This is a genomic window from Pseudomonas gingeri, assembly GCF_013385425.1.
Lineage (GTDB): Bacteria > Pseudomonadota > Gammaproteobacteria > Pseudomonadales > Pseudomonadaceae > Aquipseudomonas > Aquipseudomonas gingeri_D.
On the sequence record NZ_JACAQA010000033.1, the window covers coordinates 1 to 17,248 of the forward strand.

General features: G+C 55.2%; 30 protein-coding genes. All 30 read right to left on the bottom strand.

Annotation, left to right across the window (positions count from 1 at the left end; translation table 11 throughout):
* Positions 1-51: 51 nt before the first annotated feature.
* A complete protein-coding gene (gene rplQ, locus HX830_RS28460) occupies positions 52-438 on the bottom strand; it encodes a 50S ribosomal protein L17 (RefSeq protein ID WP_100944360.1) in 387 nt (128 codons plus the stop codon).
* Positions 439-480: 42 nt separating this feature from the next.
* On the bottom strand, positions 481-1,482 hold the full coding sequence (locus tag HX830_RS28465; protein WP_003176403.1) for a DNA-directed RNA polymerase subunit alpha: 1,002 nt from the start codon (positions 1,480-1,482) through the stop codon (positions 481-483).
* Positions 1,483-1,504: 22 nt separating this feature from the next.
* On the bottom strand, positions 1,505-2,125 hold the full coding sequence (gene rpsD, locus HX830_RS28470) for a 30S ribosomal protein S4 (RefSeq protein ID WP_017123253.1): 621 nt from the start codon (positions 2,123-2,125) through the stop codon (positions 1,505-1,507).
* Positions 2,126-2,143: 18 nt separating this feature from the next.
* On the bottom strand, positions 2,144-2,533 hold the full coding sequence (gene rpsK / locus HX830_RS28475) for a 30S ribosomal protein S11 (RefSeq protein ID WP_007924177.1): 390 nt from the start codon (positions 2,531-2,533) through the stop codon (positions 2,144-2,146).
* Positions 2,534-2,563: 30 nt separating this feature from the next.
* Complete coding sequence (gene rpsM / locus HX830_RS28480) at positions 2,564-2,920, bottom strand: 30S ribosomal protein S13 (protein ID WP_003186020.1); 357 nt, start codon at positions 2,918-2,920, stop codon at positions 2,564-2,566.
* Between the two features lie 129 nt (positions 2,921-3,049).
* Entirely contained in the window at positions 3,050-3,166 is a 117-nt protein-coding gene (rpmJ, locus tag HX830_RS28485; protein ID WP_002555468.1) for a 50S ribosomal protein L36, read from the bottom strand.
* Positions 3,167-3,190: 24 nt separating this feature from the next.
* On the bottom strand, positions 3,191-4,519 hold the full coding sequence (secY, locus tag HX830_RS28490) for a preprotein translocase subunit SecY (protein WP_100944359.1): 1,329 nt from the start codon (positions 4,517-4,519) through the stop codon (positions 3,191-3,193).
* Positions 4,520-4,954, bottom strand: coding sequence for a 50S ribosomal protein L15 (gene rplO / locus HX830_RS28495; RefSeq protein WP_103495384.1), 435 nt, complete (start codon positions 4,952-4,954; stop codon positions 4,520-4,522). It lies immediately after the preceding gene.
* Positions 4,955-4,957: 3 nt separating this feature from the next.
* Positions 4,958-5,134, bottom strand: coding sequence for a 50S ribosomal protein L30 (gene rpmD, locus HX830_RS28500; protein WP_010438202.1), 177 nt, complete (start codon positions 5,132-5,134; stop codon positions 4,958-4,960).
* 2 nt (positions 5,135-5,136) lie between these two features.
* Positions 5,137-5,637: a 30S ribosomal protein S5 gene (gene rpsE, locus HX830_RS28505; RefSeq protein ID WP_100944357.1), complete on the bottom strand. Its 501-nt coding sequence runs from the start codon at positions 5,635-5,637 to the stop codon at positions 5,137-5,139.
* 3 nt (positions 5,638-5,640) lie between these two features.
* On the bottom strand, positions 5,641-5,991 hold the full coding sequence (gene rplR / locus HX830_RS28510; RefSeq protein ID WP_003186037.1) for a 50S ribosomal protein L18: 351 nt from the start codon (positions 5,989-5,991) through the stop codon (positions 5,641-5,643).
* 10 nt (positions 5,992-6,001) lie between these two features.
* Positions 6,002-6,535 (bottom strand): 50S ribosomal protein L6, encoded by a 534-nt coding sequence (gene rplF / locus HX830_RS28515; RefSeq protein WP_003176412.1) that lies wholly within the window; start codon positions 6,533-6,535, stop codon positions 6,002-6,004.
* 12 nt (positions 6,536-6,547) lie between these two features.
* On the bottom strand, positions 6,548-6,940 hold the full coding sequence (rpsH, locus tag HX830_RS28520; protein ID WP_003228724.1) for a 30S ribosomal protein S8: 393 nt from the start codon (positions 6,938-6,940) through the stop codon (positions 6,548-6,550).
* A 211-nt stretch (positions 6,941-7,151) separates the two neighbouring features.
* Positions 7,152-7,457: a 30S ribosomal protein S14 gene (gene rpsN / locus HX830_RS28525; RefSeq protein ID WP_100944356.1), complete on the bottom strand. Its 306-nt coding sequence runs from the start codon at positions 7,455-7,457 to the stop codon at positions 7,152-7,154.
* 13 nt (positions 7,458-7,470) lie between these two features.
* Positions 7,471-8,010: a 50S ribosomal protein L5 gene (rplE, locus tag HX830_RS28530; RefSeq protein ID WP_040071276.1), complete on the bottom strand. Its 540-nt coding sequence runs from the start codon at positions 8,008-8,010 to the stop codon at positions 7,471-7,473.
* Between the two features lie 20 nt (positions 8,011-8,030).
* Complete coding sequence (gene rplX / locus HX830_RS28535) at positions 8,031-8,345, bottom strand: 50S ribosomal protein L24 (protein ID WP_007896770.1); 315 nt, start codon at positions 8,343-8,345, stop codon at positions 8,031-8,033.
* 11 nt (positions 8,346-8,356) lie between these two features.
* Positions 8,357-8,725, bottom strand: a complete 369-nt coding sequence (gene rplN / locus HX830_RS28540) for a 50S ribosomal protein L14 (protein WP_011063774.1) — start codon at positions 8,723-8,725, stop codon at positions 8,357-8,359.
* A gap of 23 nt (positions 8,726-8,748) precedes the next feature.
* Positions 8,749-9,015 carry a 30S ribosomal protein S17 gene (gene rpsQ, locus HX830_RS28545; RefSeq protein WP_003194644.1) on the bottom strand — a complete coding sequence of 89 codons (267 nt, stop codon included), beginning with the start codon at positions 9,013-9,015 and terminating at the stop codon, positions 8,749-8,751.
* A gap of 2 nt (positions 9,016-9,017) precedes the next feature.
* On the bottom strand, positions 9,018-9,209 hold the full coding sequence (rpmC, locus tag HX830_RS28550) for a 50S ribosomal protein L29 (protein WP_002555481.1): 192 nt from the start codon (positions 9,207-9,209) through the stop codon (positions 9,018-9,020).
* Positions 9,209-9,622, bottom strand: a complete 414-nt coding sequence (rplP, locus tag HX830_RS28555; RefSeq protein WP_003232424.1) for a 50S ribosomal protein L16 — start codon at positions 9,620-9,622, stop codon at positions 9,209-9,211. The genes rpmC and rplP overlap by 1 nt, the downstream gene beginning before the upstream one ends.
* Positions 9,623-9,634: 12 nt before the next feature.
* Positions 9,635-10,321 (bottom strand): 30S ribosomal protein S3, encoded by a 687-nt coding sequence (gene rpsC / locus HX830_RS28560; protein WP_008065719.1) that lies wholly within the window; start codon positions 10,319-10,321, stop codon positions 9,635-9,637.
* Positions 10,322-10,334: 13 nt separating this feature from the next.
* On the bottom strand, positions 10,335-10,667 hold the full coding sequence (gene rplV, locus HX830_RS28565; RefSeq protein WP_003103908.1) for a 50S ribosomal protein L22: 333 nt from the start codon (positions 10,665-10,667) through the stop codon (positions 10,335-10,337).
* An 11-nt stretch (positions 10,668-10,678) separates the two neighbouring features.
* Positions 10,679-10,954, bottom strand: a complete 276-nt coding sequence (rpsS, locus tag HX830_RS28570; protein WP_002555486.1) for a 30S ribosomal protein S19 — start codon at positions 10,952-10,954, stop codon at positions 10,679-10,681.
* A gap of 16 nt (positions 10,955-10,970) precedes the next feature.
* Entirely contained in the window at positions 10,971-11,795 is an 825-nt protein-coding gene (rplB, locus tag HX830_RS28575) for a 50S ribosomal protein L2 (protein WP_103495383.1), read from the bottom strand.
* A gap of 14 nt (positions 11,796-11,809) precedes the next feature.
* On the bottom strand, positions 11,810-12,109 hold the full coding sequence (rplW, locus tag HX830_RS28580; RefSeq protein WP_002555488.1) for a 50S ribosomal protein L23: 300 nt from the start codon (positions 12,107-12,109) through the stop codon (positions 11,810-11,812).
* Positions 12,106-12,708 carry a 50S ribosomal protein L4 gene (gene rplD / locus HX830_RS28585; protein ID WP_121135086.1) on the bottom strand — a complete coding sequence of 201 codons (603 nt, stop codon included), beginning with the start codon at positions 12,706-12,708 and terminating at the stop codon, positions 12,106-12,108. Before rplD ends, rplW begins: the two co-directional genes overlap by 4 nt.
* 12 nt (positions 12,709-12,720) lie before the next feature.
* A complete protein-coding gene (rplC, locus tag HX830_RS28590; RefSeq protein WP_003194649.1) occupies positions 12,721-13,356 on the bottom strand; it encodes a 50S ribosomal protein L3 in 636 nt (211 codons plus the stop codon).
* 80 nt (positions 13,357-13,436) lie between these two features.
* A complete protein-coding gene (rpsJ, locus tag HX830_RS28595) occupies positions 13,437-13,748 on the bottom strand; it encodes a 30S ribosomal protein S10 (protein ID WP_003186070.1) in 312 nt (103 codons plus the stop codon).
* Between the two features lie 158 nt (positions 13,749-13,906).
* The gene (gene tuf, locus HX830_RS28600) at positions 13,907-15,100 is read right to left on the bottom strand and encodes an elongation factor Tu (RefSeq protein ID WP_027924378.1); all 1,194 of its coding nucleotides are present in this window, start codon (positions 15,098-15,100) and stop codon (positions 13,907-13,909) included.
* A gap of 30 nt (positions 15,101-15,130) precedes the next feature.
* Positions 15,131-17,233 carry an elongation factor G gene (fusA, locus tag HX830_RS28605; RefSeq protein ID WP_152742393.1) on the bottom strand — a complete coding sequence of 701 codons (2,103 nt, stop codon included), beginning with the start codon at positions 17,231-17,233 and terminating at the stop codon, positions 15,131-15,133.
* Positions 17,234-17,248: the final 15 nt, after the last annotated feature.

A 17,248-nucleotide genomic window follows, 5' to 3' on the forward strand; every position in this document is an offset into this window, starting at 1 on the left:
GCGTTTTCACACAGTCTGACTAGGCCCGGTTTTTCGTTTCAGACTGACGTCTTACTCGGCAGATACAGCTTCGCCGGCAGTAGCACGATCAACCAACTCGACGTACGCCATAGGCGCGTTGTCGCCAGTGCGGAAACCGCACTTGAGGATGCGCAGGTAGCCACCCTCACGGGTAGCGTAACGCTTGCCCAGGTCGTTGAAGAGCTTACCAACGATAGCTTTCGAACGAGTACGGTCGAAAGCCAAACGGCGGTTAGCCAGGCTATCTACTTTAGCCAGAGTGATCAGCGGCTCAGCAACGCGACGCAGTTCTTTGGCTTTTGGCAGAGTCGTTTTGATCAGCTCGTGCTCGAACAGCGACACCGCCATGTTTTGAAACATGGCCTTGCGGTGCGAGCTGGTGCGGCTCAGGTGACGACCACTTTTACGATGACGCATGGTTCATTCCTTACCAAACACTACGTTCGGTGATTACGACGATCAGGCAGTCGCCTTGTCGTCCTTCTTAAGACTTGCAGGCGGCCAGTTGTCGAGGCGCATGCCGAGGGACAGACCGCGGGAGGCCAGAACGTCCTTGATTTCAGTCAAGGATTTCTTGCCCAGGTTCGGAGTCTTCAACAGCTCTACTTCGGTACGCTGAATCAGGTCGCCGATGTAGTAGATGTTTTCCGCCTTAAGGCAGTTGGCCGAACGTACAGTCAGTTCCAGATCGTCAACCGGGCGAAGCAGGATCGGATCGATCTCGTCTTCTTGCTCGATAACCACTGGCTCACTGTCACCTTTGAGGTCGACGAACGCAGCCAACTGCTGTTGCAGGATGGTTGCAGCGCGGCGGATAGCCTCTTCAGGATCCAGGGTACCGTTGGTTTCCAGATCAATAACCAGTTTGTCCAGGTTGGTACGCTGCTCGACACGGGCGTTTTCCACCACGTAAGCGATACGGCGAACCGGGCTGAACGAAGAGTCGAGCTGCAAGCGACCGATGCTGCGGCTTTCGTCTTCATCGCTCTGACGCGAGTCTGCTGGTTCATAACCACGACCACGAGCTACGGTGAGCTTCATGTTCAAGGCGCCGTTAGACGCCAGGTTGGCGATTACGTGATCGGGATTAACGATCTCGACATCATGATCCAGCTGAATATCGGCAGCGGTAACCACCCCCGAACCCTTCTTCGACAAGGTCAGCGTAACTTCGTCACGGCCGTGCAGCTTGATAGCCAGACCTTTAAGGTTCAACAGGATTTCAATGACGTCTTCCTGTACACCTTCGATGGCGCTGTACTCGTGGAGCACACCGTCAATCTCGGCCTCGACTACTGCACAGCCTGGCATTGAGGACAACAGGATGCGGCGCAGCGCGTTGCCCAGGGTGTGGCCAAAACCACGCTCGAGAGGCTCGAGGGTGATCTTAGCGCGGGTTGGACTGACAACCTGCACGTCAATGTGACGGGGTGTCAGGAACTCATTTACCGAAATCTGCATGGATGCACCTATTTTCTAGCCCTTACTTGGAGTAGAGCTCGACAATCAGGCTTTCGTTGATGTCGGCGGAGAGGTCACTGCGAGCAGGCACGTTCTTGAAAACGCCCGACTTCTTCTCAGTGTCCACTTCTACCCATTCTACGCGGCCACGCTGGGCACACAGATCGAGAGCCTGGACAATGCGCAGTTGATTCTTAGCTTTCTCACGAATAGCTACCACGTCACCAGCACGAACCTGGTAGGACGGGACGTTGACGGTTTTGCCGTTAACGCTGATCGACTTGTGCGATACCAGTTGACGGGATTCGGCACGAGTCGAGCCAAAACCCATACGGTATACAACGTTGTCCAGACGGCATTCGAGCAGTTGCAGCAGGTTTTCACCGGTTGCGCCTTTACGGCCGGCAGCTTCTTTGTAGTAGCCGCTGAACTGACGCTCAAGAACGCCATAAATACGACGGACCTTCTGCTTTTCACGCAGTTGGGTGCCGTAGTCGGACTGGCGACCGCGGCGTTGGCCGTGGATACCAGGTGCTGCTTCGATGTTGCACTTGGATTCGATAGCGCGCACGCCGCTCTTCAGGAAGAGATCGGTGCCTTCGCGACGAGCCAGTTTGCATTTTGGACCAATGTAACGAGCCATTCTTTACAATCTCCTGGATTACACGCGGCGCTTCTTCGGCGGACGGCACCCGTTGTGCGGGATTGGCGTCACGTCGGTGATGCTGGCGATCTTATAGCCACAGCCGTTCAATGCACGGACAGCGGACTCACGACCTGGACCTGGACCTTTGACGTTAACGTCGAGGTTTTTCAGGCCGTATTCCAGCGCAGCTTGACCAGCACGTTCAGCAGCTACTTGAGCAGCGAACGGGGTGGACTTGCGGGAACCGCGGAAACCCGAACCACCGGAGGTAGCCCAAGAAAGAGCGTTACCTTGACGGTCGGTAATGGTCACGATGGTGTTGTTGAAAGACGCGTGGATGTGGGCGATGCCATCAACCACTGTCTTTTTAATTTTCTTACGAGGACGAGCAGCAGGTTTTGCCATGACTAGATTCCTGTCGATTCGCTGGTGCGATTACTTGCGGATCGGCTTACGCGGACCTTTGCGAGTACGCGCGTTGGTCTTGGTACGCTGACCGCGTACTGGCAGACCACGACGATGGCGCAGACCGCGGTAGCAGCCCAAGTCCATCAAGCGTTTGATTTTCATGTTGATTTCGCGACGCAGGTCACCTTCAGTGGTGAACTTCGCCACTTCGCCACGCAGCTGTTCAATCTGCTCGTCGCTCAGATCCTTGATCTTTGCGGCTGGGTTGACCCCAGTCACTGCACAAATTTTCTGTGCAGTAGTGCGACCAACACCATAGATGTAGGTCAGCGAGATAACAGTGTGCTTGTTATCTGGAATGTTAACGCCTGCAATACGGGCCATTCAGTGGGACTCCAATTGACAGCTACCTACGCCCCGGAAGCCAAGAAATAGGGCGCGAGATAATATCGCTGTAATAACAAATAATCAACCCAGCAGCGCACTAGCTGCTGGGCTTTTAGCAGATCACACTCAGCCTTGGCGCTGTTTGTGACGCGGTTCCGCGCTGCAAATTACTCGAACCACACCTTCGCGGCGAATAATCTTGCAGTTACGGCACAGCTTTTTCACCGATGCACGAACTTTCATCACCAACTCCTCGAACCTTATGGGTCAGCGCAGCATGCCGCTGCCGTAACCCTTCAGGTTGGCTTTCTTCATCAGGGATTCGTACTGGTGCGAAACGAGGTGCGATTGTACTTGGGACATGAAGTCCATCACAACCACGACCACGATCAGCAACGAGGTCCCGCCAAGGTAGAACGGAACGTTTGCCGCAACCACCAGGAACTGGGGAAGCAGGCACACGGCCGTCATATAAAGAGCACCGAACATGGTCAAACGGGTCAGAACGCCATCAATGTAGCGCGCCGACTGCTCGCCTGGACGGATACCCGGAATAAAGGCACCGGACTTCTTCAGGTTTTCCGCTACGTCTTTCGGATTGAACATCAACGCCGTATAGAAGAAGCAGAAGAAAATAATCCCTGCACTAAACAGCAGAATATTCAACGGCTGACCAGGAGCGATCGACTGCGAGATGTCCTGCAACCAGCCCATACCTTCAGACTGACCGAACCAGGCACCCAGCGAAGCCGGGAACAGCAAGATGCTGCTCGCGAAGATAGCAGGAATAACACCGGCCATATTCACCTTCAGCGGCAGGTGGCTGGTCTGCGCAGCAAAGACCTTGCGGCCCTGCTGACGCTTGGCGTAGTGAACAGCAATACGACGCTGGCCACGCTCAATGAACACCACGAAACCGATGATCGCTACTGCCAGCAAACCGATGGCAACCAAAGCGAAGATGTTGATATCGCCCTGACGTGCAGACTCGAAAGACTGCCCGATTGCTCTCGGAAGACCGGCGACGATACCCGAAAAAATCAACATCGAGATACCGTTACCAACACCGCGCTCGGTAATCTGCTCGCCCAACCACATCATGAACATCGCGCCGGCCACAAAAGTGGACACCGCAACGAAATGGAAGCTGAAGCCAGCACTAAACGAGACGCCCTGGTTAGCCAGGCCAATGGACATGCCAATGGCTTGAACCAATGCCAGGACGACGGTGCCATAGCGGGTGTATTGGCTGATCTTACGACGACCAGCCTCACCTTCCTTCTTCAACTGCTCCAGCTGCGGGCTGACGGCGCTCATCAACTGCATGATGATCGATGCCGAAATGTACGGCATGATCCCCAGTGCAAAGATGCTCATCCGCTCCAGCGCGCCGCCGGAAAACATGTTGAACAAGCTAAGAATGGTCCCCTCATTCTGTCGAAACAGGTCCGCCAGCCGGTCCGGGTTGATACCAGGAACTGGGATGTGCGCGCCTATCCGGTAGACGATAATCGCCAGGAATAGAAAACGCAGTCGAGCCCAGAGCTCGGATAACCCGCCTTTGCTGAGCGCTGAGAGAGCACCTTGCTTAGCCATTTATTCCTCGAACTTGCCGCCAGCTGCTTCGATAGCCGCACGCGCACCTTTGGTGGCGGCGATGCCCTTGATAGTTACTGCGCGAGTCACTTCGCCCGACAGCATGATTTTCACACGCTGTACGTTCTGGTTGATCACGTTGGCATCTTTCAGGGACTGCACGGTGACGATGTCGCCGTCCACTTTGGCCAGCTCGGACAGACGCACTTCTGCGCGGTCCATGGCTTTCAGGGAAACGAAACCGAACTTCGGCAGGCGACGATGCAGCGGCTGTTGGCCGCCTTCAAAGCCTGGAGCAATGGTGCCACCGGAGCGGGAGGTCTGACCTTTGTGGCCACGGCCACCGGTCTTACCCAAACCGCTACCGATACCACGGCCCGGACGATGCTTTTCGCGACGGGAACCCGGCGCTGGACTCAGATCATTGAGTTTCATCGATTAACCCTCTACACGCAGCATGTAGTAAGCCTTGTTGATCATCCCGCGATTCTCGGGAGTATCCAGGACTTCTACAGTGTGACCGATGCGACGCAGACCCAGACCCTTAACGCACAGTCTGTGGTTAGGGATGCGGCCGGTCATGCTTTTGATCAGCGTTACTTTTACAGTTGCCATGATCAACGGATCTCCGCTGCAGTTTTGCCGCGCTTGGCAGCAATGGACTCAGGGGACTGCATCGCTTTCAAACCTTTGAAAGTGGCGTGAACCACGTTTACCGGGTTAGTCGAGCCGTAGCACTTGGCCAGAACGTTCTGCACACCAGCGACTTCGAGGACAGCACGCATAGCGCCGCCAGCGATGATACCGGTACCTTCAGAAGCAGGCTGCATGTAAACCTTCGAAGCGCCGTGGGCGGACTTCATGGCGTACTGCAGGGTGGTGCCGTTCAGATCAACCTGGATCATGTTGCGGCGAGCAGCTTCCATAGCCTTCTGGATCGCGGCAGGCACTTCACGTGACTTGCCACGGCCGAAGCCTACACGGCCCTTGCCATCACCTACCACGGTCAACGCGGTGAAGGTGAAGATACGGCCGCCTTTAACGGTTTTGGCTACGCGGTTAACTTGAACCAGCTTCTCGATGTAGCCTTCGTCGCGCTTTTGGTCGTTATTTGACATAACTTAGAACTCCAGCCCAGCTTCACGAGCAGCATCAGCCAGCGCCTTGACGCGGCCGTGGTACTTGAAGCCAGAGCGGTCGAAAGCCACCTGCGAGACGCCAGCGGCTTTAGCACGCGTAGCGACCAGCTGGCCAACCTTAGTGGCCGCGTCGATGTTGCCAGTGGCACCATCACGCAGTTCTTTGTCCAAAGTCGAGGCACTTGCCAGGACTTTGTTGCCGTCGGCCGAAATGACCTGGGCGTAGATGTGCTGCGAAGAGCGGAACACGCAGAGACGCACGACTTCGAGTTCGTGCATTTTCAGGCGTGCTTTGCGAGCGCGACGCAGTCGAGTAACTTTTTTGTCGGTCATTTGCTATGCCCTACTTCTTCTTGGCTTCTTTACGACGGACGACTTCGTCCGCGTAGCGCACACCTTTGCCTTTGTACGGCTCTGGTGGACGGAAGTCGCGGATCTCAGCGGCCACCTGACCTACCAGCTGCTTATCGATGCCCTTGATCAGGATATCGGTTTGGCTAGGGGTCTCAGCGGTGATGCCTTCCGGCAGTTCGTAATCCACTGGGTGCGAGAAGCCAAGGGCCAGGTTCAAAACCGTGCCTTTTGCTTGCGCTTTGTAACCAACACCGACCAGCTGGAGCTTACGCTCGAAGCCTTGGCTTACGCCTTGGACCATGTTGTTTACCAACGCACGCGTGGTACCGGCCATTGCGCGAGTTTGTTGATCGCCATTGCGAGCAGCGAAACGCAGCTCACCAGCTTCTTCAACGATCTCAACGGACGAATGGATGTTCAGTTCAAGAGTACCCTTGGCACCCTTCACCGAAAGCTGTTGGCCTGCGAATTTGACTTCGACACCGGCTGGCAGCTTAACGGGGTTCTTAGCGACGCGAGACATGCTTATCCCCCCTTAGAACACAGTGCAAAGAACTTCGCCGCCGACACCGGCAGCGCGCGCAGCACGATCCGTCATCACACCTTTGTTGGTGGAGACGATAGACACGCCGAGACCGCCACGAACTTTCGGCAGATCCTCAACGGACTTGTACTGACGCAGGCCTGGACGGCTAACGCGCTTCACTTCCTCGATGACCGGACGGCCTTCGAAGTATTTCAGCTCGATGGATAGCAACGGCTTGGTTTCGCTGCTGATCTGATAACCCGCGATGTAACCTTCGTCCTTCAGGACTTTTGCTACAGCCACCTTCAACGTGGAAGACGGCATGCTTACGACGGACTTTTCAGCCATCTGGGCATTACGGATTCGAGTTAGCATGTCCGCTAACGGGTCCTGCATACTCATGGGCTAGACGCTCCTGATACAAAAAGAATTAGCCTTGCGGCTACAACTGTCGCCGAGTATCTCCACACGTAAAAAGTGCAGGCTCAGGCGAGCCGGTCATTCTAGACACACCCCAGAAATGAATCAAGCCCCAAAAGGGGCTTGATTCAAACTCAAGGTCACCGGTGGTCGGTTCTTGCGAGACCGACCACCGTGACTTGGGCGGTGTGGCTTACCAGCTGGCTTTAACCAGACCTGGTACGTCACCACGCATGGCCGCTTCACGCAGCTTGTTACGGCCGAGGCCGAACTTGCGGTAAACGCCGTGCGGACGACCCGTGATGCGGCAGCGGTTACGCATGCGCGAGGCGCTTGCGTCACGTGGCTGCTTCTGCAGGGCTACCGAAGCTTCCCAACGTGCTTCTGGACTTGCGTTCAGATCGACGATGATAGCTTTCAGTGCTGCACGCTTGGTGGCGTACTTGGCAACGGTGAGCTGACGCTTCAGCTCACGGTTTTTCATGCTCTTCTTGGCCATTTTCCTACTCCAATCAGTTGCGGAACGGGAATTTGAAAGCACGCAGCAATGCGCGACCTTCATCATCGTTCTTGGCAGTGGTGGTCAGGGTAATGTCCAGACCGCGCAGAGCATCGATCTTGTCGTAATCGATTTCCGGGAAAATGATCTGCTCTTTCACGCCCATGCTGTAGTTGCCACGACCGTCGAAGGACTTGGCATTCAGGCCGCGGAAGTCGCGAACCCGAGGCAGGGAGATCGACAGCAGACGATCCAGGAACTCATACATACGATCGCGACGCAGGGTCACTTTGACACCGATCGGCCAACCTTCGCGGACTTTGAAGCCAGCGATGGATTTGCGAGCGTGAGTCACAACGACTTTCTGGCCGGTGATCTTCTCCAGGTCAGCCACAGCGTGCTCGATGACTTTCTTGTCACCGATCGCTTCGCCCAGACCCATGTTCAGGGTGATCTTGGTAATGCGCGGAACTTCCATCACGTTCGCCAGCTTAAGTTCTTCCTTAAGCTTCGGAGCGATTTCCTTCCGGTAAATCTCTTTCAGTCGTGCCATGGTCTTCTACCTAGCAGTGTTCAAGCATCAACCGCTTTTTGGGTCGACTTGAAGACACGAATTTTTTTGCCGTCTTCTACTTTGAAACCAACGCGGTCAGCCTTGTTGGTTTCGCCGTTGAAAATGGCGACGTTGGAAGCGTGCAGTGGCGCTTCTTTTTCGACGATACCGCCCTGTACGCCCGACATCGGGTTAGGCTTGGTATGACGCTTGACCAAGTTCAGACCACCGACGACCAGACGGTCATCAGCGAGAACCTTAAGCACCTTACCGCGCTTACCTTTGTCTTTGCCGGCGATCACGATGATCTCGTCGTCACGACGAATCTTTTGCATGTCGGATCTCCTTACAGCACTTCTGGGGCGAGCGAGACGATCTTCATGAACTTCTCATTACGAAGTTCACGGGTCACTGGCCCAAAGATACGGGTGCCGATCGGCTCTTGCTTGTTGTTCAACAGAACAGCAGCGTTGCCATCAAAGCGGATAATGGAGCCGTCAGCACGACGAACGCCATGGCGAGTGCGGACTACGACAGCAGTCATCACTTGGCCTTTCTTCACTTTACCGCGCGGAATTGCTTCCTTGACGGTTACTTTGATGATGTCACCGATACCAGCGTAACGACGATGCGAGCCACCCAGCACCTTGATGCACATAACGCGGCGAGCGCCGCTGTTATCGGCCACATCGAGCATGGATTGAGTCTGAATCATATAATTTCTCCGACCCCTAGCCCTTAGACTTCCACAGCGCGTTCGAGAACATCAACCAGCGCCCAAGACTTGGTCTTGGCCATCGGACGAGTTTCACGAATCGTGACCTTGTCGCCAATGTGGCACTGGTTGGTTTCGTCGTGCGCGTGCAGCTTAGTCGAACGCTTAACGTATTTACCGTAGATCGGGTGCTTGACGCGACGCTCGATCAGAACGGTGATGGTCTTGTCCATTTTGTCGCTGACAACACGGCCAGTCAGCGTACGGACGGTCTTTTCGGCTTCAGCCATGATTACTTACCTGCCTGCTGGTTGAGCACAGTCTTCACACGAGCGATGTCGCGCTTAACTTGCGAGAGCAGGTGAGACTGCCCCAACTGGCCAGTTGCTTTCTGCATACGCAGATTGAACTGGTCGCGCAGCAGGCCGAGCAGTTGCTCGTTCAGCTGCTGTGCTGATTTTTCACGAAGTTCATTCGCTTTCATCACATCACCGTCCGTTTAACAAAAGCGGTGGCGAGCGGCAGCTTTGCAGCAGCCAGGGCAAAAGCCTCACGCGCCAGCTCTTCAGTAACACCCTCGATTTCATACAGGACTTTGCCTGGCTGAATCTGGGCAACCCAGTACTCCACGTTACCCTTACCTTTACCCATCCGAACTTCGAGGGGCTTTTTGGAGATAGGCTTGTCCGGGAACACACGGATCCAGATCTTGCCGCCACGTTTTACGTGACGGGTCAGAGCACGACGCGCTGACTCGATCTGACGAGCGGTGAGACGACCACGAGCAACAGACTTCAGCGCGAACTCGCCGAAGCTGACTTTGCTACCGCGCTGAGCCAGACCACGGTTGTGGCCTGTCATCTGCTTGCGGAACTTCGTACGCTTTGGTTGCAACATTTGGCGTACCCCTTACTTAGCAGCTTTTTTACGAGGCGCTGGTGCTTGTGGTTTCAGTTCTTCTTGGCGACCACCAATTACTTCGCCTTTGAAGATCCAAACCTTTACACCGATCACACCGTAAGTGGTGTGAGCTTCGTAGTTGGCATAGTCGATGTCGGCACGCAGGGTGTGCAGTGGCACACGACCTTCGCGATACCATTCAGTACGTGCGATTTCAGCACCGCCGAGACGACCGCTCACTTGGATTTTGATGCCTTTGGCACCAATGCGCATGGCGTTCTGTACGGCGCGCTTCATGGCGCGACGGAACATCACACGACGCTCCAGCTGCTGAGCTACGCTCTGGGCAACCAGCATACCGTCGAGCTCCGGCTTGCGGATCTCTTCGATATTGATGTGCACAGGCACACCCATTTGCTTGGTCAGGTCCTGACGCAGTTTCTCAACATCCTCACCTTTCTTCCCGATAACGATACCTGGACGAGCGGTGTGGATGGTGATGCGTGCAGTTTGGGCCGGACGATGGATATCGATACGGCTTACGGACGCGCTTTTTAGTTTGTCTTGGAGGTACTCACGCACTTTCAGATCTGCGAGCAAATAGTCCGCATAAGTCCGACCGTCTGCGTACCAGACGGAGGTGTGCTCCTTGACGATTCCCAGGCGAATGCCAATGGGATGTACTTTCTGACCCATCTCTTCGACTCCGTTACTTGTCAGCAACCTTGACAGTGATATGGCAAGACCGCTTGACGATGCGATCAGCCCGGCCTTTGGCACGTGGCATGATGCGCTTCAGCGAACGCCCTTCGTTGACGAAAACGGTGCTGACCTTCAGGTCATCAACGTCTGCGCCTTCGTTATGCTCGGCGTTGGCTACGGCCGACTCCAGCACTTTCTTCATGATCTCGGCGGCTTTCTTACTGCTGAAAGCCAACAAGTTGAGCGCTTCGCCCACCTTCTTCCCGCGGATCTGGTCGGCGACCAAGCGGGCTTTCTGGGCGGAGATTCGAGCGCCCGACAACTTAGCGGCTACTTCCATTTCCTAACCCCTTAACGCTTGGCTTTCTTGTCAGCCACGTGCCCACGATATGTGCGGGTACCGGCAAACTCGCCCAGTTTGTGGCCGACCATGTCTTCGTTCACGAGAACGGGGACGTGTTGACGACCGTTATGCACAGCGATGGTCAAACCGACCATTTGTGGCAGGATCATGGAACGGCGCGACCAGGTCTTAACTGGTTTGCGATCGTTCTTTTCCGCCGCCACTTCGATCTTCTTCAGTAGGTGAAGATCGATAAAAGGACCTTTTTTCAGAGAACGTGGCACTGTCGTATCCCTCTATTTACTTGCGACGACGGACGATCATTTTGTCGGTACGCTTATTACCACGAGTCTTCGCGCCCTTAGTCGGGAAGCCCCACGGCGATACCGGATGACGACCACCAGAGGTACGACCTTCACCACCACCATGTGGGTGGTCAACCGGGTTCATGGCAACACCACGAACGGTTGGGCGAACGCCACGCCAGCGTTTGGCACCGGCTTTACCCAGGGAACGCAGGCTGTGCTCGGAGTTCGAGACTTCGCCCAGCGTTGCACGGCATTCCGACAGCACTTTACGCATTTCACCGGAGCGCAGACGCAGGGTCACGTAGACACCTTCACGAGCGATCAGCTGAGCCGAAGCACCAGCGGAACGAGCGATCTGTGCACCTTTACCTGGCTTCAATTCGATGCCGTGTACGGTGGAACCCACTGGGATGTTGCGCAGTTGCAGAGCGTTACCCGGCTTGATTGGAGCCAGAGCGCCTGCGATCAGCTGGTCGCCAGCACTCACGCCTTTAGGCGCGATGATGTAGCGACGCTCGCCGTCTGCGTACAGCAGCAGAGCGATGTGAGCAGTACGGTTTGGATCGTATTCGATACGCTCGACAGTGGCAGAGATGCCATCTTTGTCGTTGCGACGGAAATCGACCAGACGATAATGCTGCTTATGACCACCACCGATGTGACGAGTGGTAATACGGCCATTGTTGTTACGACCACCAGTCTTCGATTTTTTCTCGAGCAGCGGTGCGTGAGGAGCGCCTTTATGCAGCTCCTTGTTGACCACCTTGACCACAAAACGGCGGCCAGGGGAAGTCGGTTTGCATTTAACGATTGCCATGATGCACCCCTTCCTTACTCAGCACTGCTGCTGAAATCGAGATCTTGGCCTGGCTGAAGGGAGATAACTGCCTTCTTCCAGTCATTACGCTTGCCCAGACCGCGAGCAGTGCGTTTGCTTTTACCCAGGACATTCAGGGTAGTCACACGCTCTACTTTCACGCTGAACAGGCTTTCGACGGCCTTCTTGATTTCCAGCTTGGTTGCGTCAGTCGCAACCTTGAAAACGAACTGACCTTTCTTGTCTGCCAGGACCGTAGCCTTCTCGGAAACGTGCGGGCCAAGCAGAACTTTAAATACGCGTTCCTGGTTCATCCCAGCAGCTCCTCGAATTTCTTCACGGCCGACACGGTGATCAACACCTTGTCGTATGCGATCAGACTAACTGGATCGGAACCCTGTACGTCACGGACATCAACGTGTGGCAGGTTACGAGCAGCCAGGTACAGGTTCTGATCAACAGCGTCGGACACGATCAGAACGTCGGTCAGACTCATGCCAGTCAGTTTGTTCAGCAGGTCTTTGGTTTTCGGCGTTTCAACAGCGAAATCCTGAACCACGACCAGACGATCAGTACGCACCAGCTCAGCAAGGATGGAACGCATTGCTGCGCGATACATCTTCTTGTTCAGCTTCTGGGAGTGATCCTGAGGACGAGCTGCGAAAGTGGTACCGCCGCCACGCCAGATTGGGCTACGGATGGTACCGGCACGAGCACGGCCAGTACCTTTCTGACGCCATGGGCGCTTACCGCCACCGGAAACGTCGGAACGGGTCTTTTGCTGCTTGCTACCCTGACGGCCGCCAGCCATGTAGGCCACGACTGCTTGGTGAACCAGCGTCTCGTTGAATTCGCCGCCAAATGTCAGTTCGGAAACTTCGATTGCCTGAGCGTCATTTACATTTAATTGCATGTCAGCTTCCCCTTAACCGCGAGCCTTGGCTGCTGGACGTACAACCAGGTTGCCGCCAGTAGCGCCAGGAACAGCGCCCTTGACCAACAACAGATTGCGTTCAGCGTCCACGCGCACTACTTCGAGGGACTGCACGGTCACGCGCTCAGCGCCCATATGACCGGACATTTTCTTGCCCTTGAATACACGACCAGGAGTCTGGCACTGGCCGATAGAGCCTGGAACGCGGTGGGACACGGAGTTACCGTGGGTATTATCTTGCCCGCGGAAGTTCCAACGCTTGATCGTACCCTGGAAGCCTTTACCCTTGGACTGACCGGTTACATCAACCAGTTGACCAGCGGCGAAGATTTCAGCGTTGATCAGATCGCCGGCCTGGTAGTCGCCGTCTTCAAGACGGAACTCCATTACGGTACGACCAGCGGCAACGTTCGCTTTAGCGAAGTGGCCAGCTTGAGCAGCTGTAACACGCGAAGCACGACGCTCGCCGACAGTGACTTGCACTGCACGATAGCCATCGGTTTCTTCAGTTTTGAACTGGGTGACGCGATTCGGCTCGATCTCAATGACCGTAACCGGAATGGAGACACCTTCTTCGGTGAAAATACGGGTCATACCGCATTTACGACCGACTACACCAATAGTCATGTTGTAAACCTCATGAGTGTACGGGGCTTTCACCCGCTATGGCCGCCCATTTCAGAGCGTTACACGACTAAGACCGAGTCTTAGCCGAGGCTGATCTGCACTTCCACACCTGCCGCAAGATCAAGCTTCATCAGCGCATCAACGGTTTTATCCGTTGGCTGGACGATGTCCAGTACACGCTTATGAGTACGGATCTCGTACTGGTCGCGCGCGTCTTTGTTGACGTGCGGGGAGACCAGAACGGTGAACCGCTCTTTACGGGTAGGCAGTGGAATTGGACCACGCACTTGAGCACCAGTACGTTTCGCGGTTTCCACGATTTCCTGGGTGGATTGGTCGATCAGGCGATGGTCAAAAGCCTTCAACCTGATACGGATTTGCTGATTTTGCATTGGATTTCAGACTCCGGCTGCTATTCCCACCGAGCGCAATACGCCCGTTAAAAGGAGGCGCAATTCTATAGACGCCCCAGATAGGTGTCAACCTAATAAAAAAGCCCCCGCAAGGCGGGGGCTTTTTCAAAGCATCGAAGCTATCTCAATGAGAAAGCTTACTCGATGATTTTGGCTACGACGCCAGCGCCGACGGTACGACCGCCTTCACGGATAGCGAAACGCAGACCGTCTTCCATCGCGATGGTTTTGATCAGAGTGACAGTCATCTGGATGTTGTCACCTGGCATTACCATTTCAACGCCTTCTGGCAGCTCGCAGTTACCGGTCACGTCAGTAGTACGGAAGTAGAACTGTGGACGGTAGCCTTTGAAGAACGGAGTATGACGGCCGCCTTCTTCCTTGCTCAGAACGTAAACTTCTGCGGTGAACTTGGTGTGCGGCTTGACCGAACCTGGCTTGACCAGAACCTGGCCACGCTCAACGTCGTCACGCTTGGTACCACGCAGCAGAACGCCGCAGTTCTCGCCCGCACGACCTTCGTCGAGCAGTTTACGGAACATTTCAACACCGGTGCAGGTGGTGACGGTGGTGTCACGCAGACCAACGATTTCCAGTGGGTCTTGAACGCGAACGATACCGCGCTCGATACGACCAGTCACAACAGTACCGCGACCCGAGATCGAGAATACGTCTTCGATTGGCATCAGGAATGGCTTGTCGGTCAGACGAACTGGCTCTGGGATGTAGCTGTCCAGGGTTTCAACCAGTTTACGAACGGCAGTGGTGCCCATTTCGTTGTCGTCTTTGCCTTCCAGCGCCATACGAGCGGAACCGATGATGATTGGAGTGTCATCACCTGGGAAGTCGTAAGTGCTCAGCAGATCGCGCACTTCCATCTCAACCAGTTCCAGCAGCTCAGCGTCGTCTACCAGGTCAGCCTTGTTCAGGAAAACCACGATGTACGGAACGCCTACCTGACGGGACAGCAGGATGTGCTCACGGGTTTGTGGCATCGGACCATCAGCGGCCGAACAAACCAGGATCGCGCCGTCCATCTGGGCAGCACCGGTGATCATGTTCTTCACGTAGTCAGCGTGACCTGGGCAGTCAACGTGAGCGTAGTGACGAATCTTCGAGTTGTACTCGACGTGTGCGGTGTTGATGGTGATACCACGAGCTTTTTCTTCTGGCGCGCTGTCGATTTTATCGAAATCAACGATAGCCGAACCGAAAACTTCGGAGCAAACGCGAGTCAGAGCAGCGGTCAGCGTGGTTTTACCGTGGTCGACGTGACCGATGGTGCCAACGTTGACGTGCGGGAGGGAACGATCAAATTTTTCTTTAGCCACGACAATTAACTCCTAGCCTAAAGGGCTGAATCAGCCTTGTTTTTTAACGAGAGCTTCGACGATGTTCGACGGAGCTTCGGAGTATTTGGAGAATTCCATAGAGTAGCTCGCGCGACCCTGGGACATGGAACGAACATCGGTCGCATAACCGAACATTTCGCCCAACGGAACCTCGGCGCGGATCACCTTGCCGGAAACCGTATCTTCCATACCCTGGATCAGACCACGACGACGGTTCAGGTCACCCATCACGTCACCCATGTAGTCCTCAGGTGTTACAACTTCTACCTTCATGATCGGCTCAAGTACAACACCGCCGCCCTTGGACGCGAGTTGCTTGGTCGCCATGGAAGCAGCCACCTTGAACGCCATCTCGTTGGAGTCGACGTCGTGGTAAGAACCGTCAAACACAGTAGCCTTCAGGCCGATCAGCGGATAACCGGCAACAACGCCGTTCTTCATCTGCTCTTCGATACCCTTCTGGATAGCCGGGATGTATTCCTTAGGAACCACACCACCCACTACTTCGTTCACGAATTGCAGACCTTCCTGACCTTCGTCAGCCGGTGCAAAACGAATCCAGCAGTGACCGAACTGGCCACGACCGCCGGACTGGCGAACGAACTTGCCTTCGATTTCGCAATTCTTCGTGATCTTCTCACGATAGGAAACCTGAGGCTTACCGATGTTGGCTTCGACGTTGAACTCACGGCGCATCCGGTCAACCAGGATGTCCAGGTGCAGCTCGCCCATGCCGGAGATGATCGTTTGACCAGTCTCTTCATCAGTTTTGACGCGGAAAGACGGGTCTTCCTGAGCAAGTTTGCCCAGAGCGATACCCATTTTTTCCTGGTCATCCTTGGTCTTTGGCTCAACGGCAACCGAAATAACCGGCTCCGGGAAGTCCATGCGAACCAGGATGATTGGCTTGTCAGCAGAGCACAGGGTGTCACCGGTGGTGACGTCCTTCATGCCGATCAGGGCCGCGATGTCGCCAGCGCGTACTTCCTTGATCTCTTCACGGGTGTTGGCATGCATCTGCACCATACGACCCACGCGCTCTTTCTTGCCCTTGACCGAGTTGATCACGCCGTCGCCGGAGCTCAACACGCCCGAGTAAACGCGAGCGAAGGTCAGGGTACCCACGAATGGGTCAGTGGCGATTTTGAACGCCAGAGCGGAGAACGGTTCGCTGTCGTCTGCATGACGCTCCATGGCGATAGTCTCGTCATCCGGATCGGAACCCTTGATGGCAGGAATGTCGACAGGTGCAGGCAGGTAGTCGATAACAGCGTCGAGAACCAGGGGAACGCCCTTGTTCTTGAAGGAAGAACCGCAAACAGCCAGAACGATTTCGCCAGCGATGGTCCGCTGACGCAGAGCGCCCTTGATTTCCTCGATGGTGAGCTCTTCGCCCTCGAGGTACTTGTTCATCAGCTCTTCGTTGGCTTCGGCAGCTGCCTCGACCATGTTGCTGCGCCACTCTTCGGCCAGCTCCTGCAGTTCAGCAGGGATAGCTTCGCGACGAGCAGCCATACCTTTGTCAGCGTCGTCCCAGTAGACGGCTTCCATGGACATCAGATCGATCTGACCCTGGAAGTTGTCTTCGGAACCGATAGCCAACTGGATAGGCACTGGAGTGTGACCCAGGCGCTGCTTGATCTGCGCAACAACACGCAGGAAGTTCGCACCAGCACGGTCCATCTTGTTCACGTAAACGAGACGTGGAACACCGTACTTGTTGGCTTGACGCCATACGGTTTCAGACTGAGGCTCGACACCGGAAGTACCGCAGAACACAACGACCGCACCGTCGAGTACGCGCAGCGAACGTTCTACTTCAATGGTGAAGTCAACGTGGCCGGGGGTATCGATGATGTTGAAGCGGTGCTTGGGAAACTGCTTGGCAGAACCTTCCCAGAATGCGGTGGTCGCAGCGGAGGTAATGGTAATACCCCGCTCCTGCTCCTGCACCATCCAGTCCATGGTCGCGGCGCCGTCGTGCACCTCGCCCATTTTGTGGTTTACGCCCGTGTAAAACAGGACGCGCTCGGTGGTCGTGGTTTTACCCGCGTCCACGTGAGCAACGATACCAATGTTACGGTAGCGTTTAATATCGGTTGTACGAGCCATAAAGCCCTCGCAAAT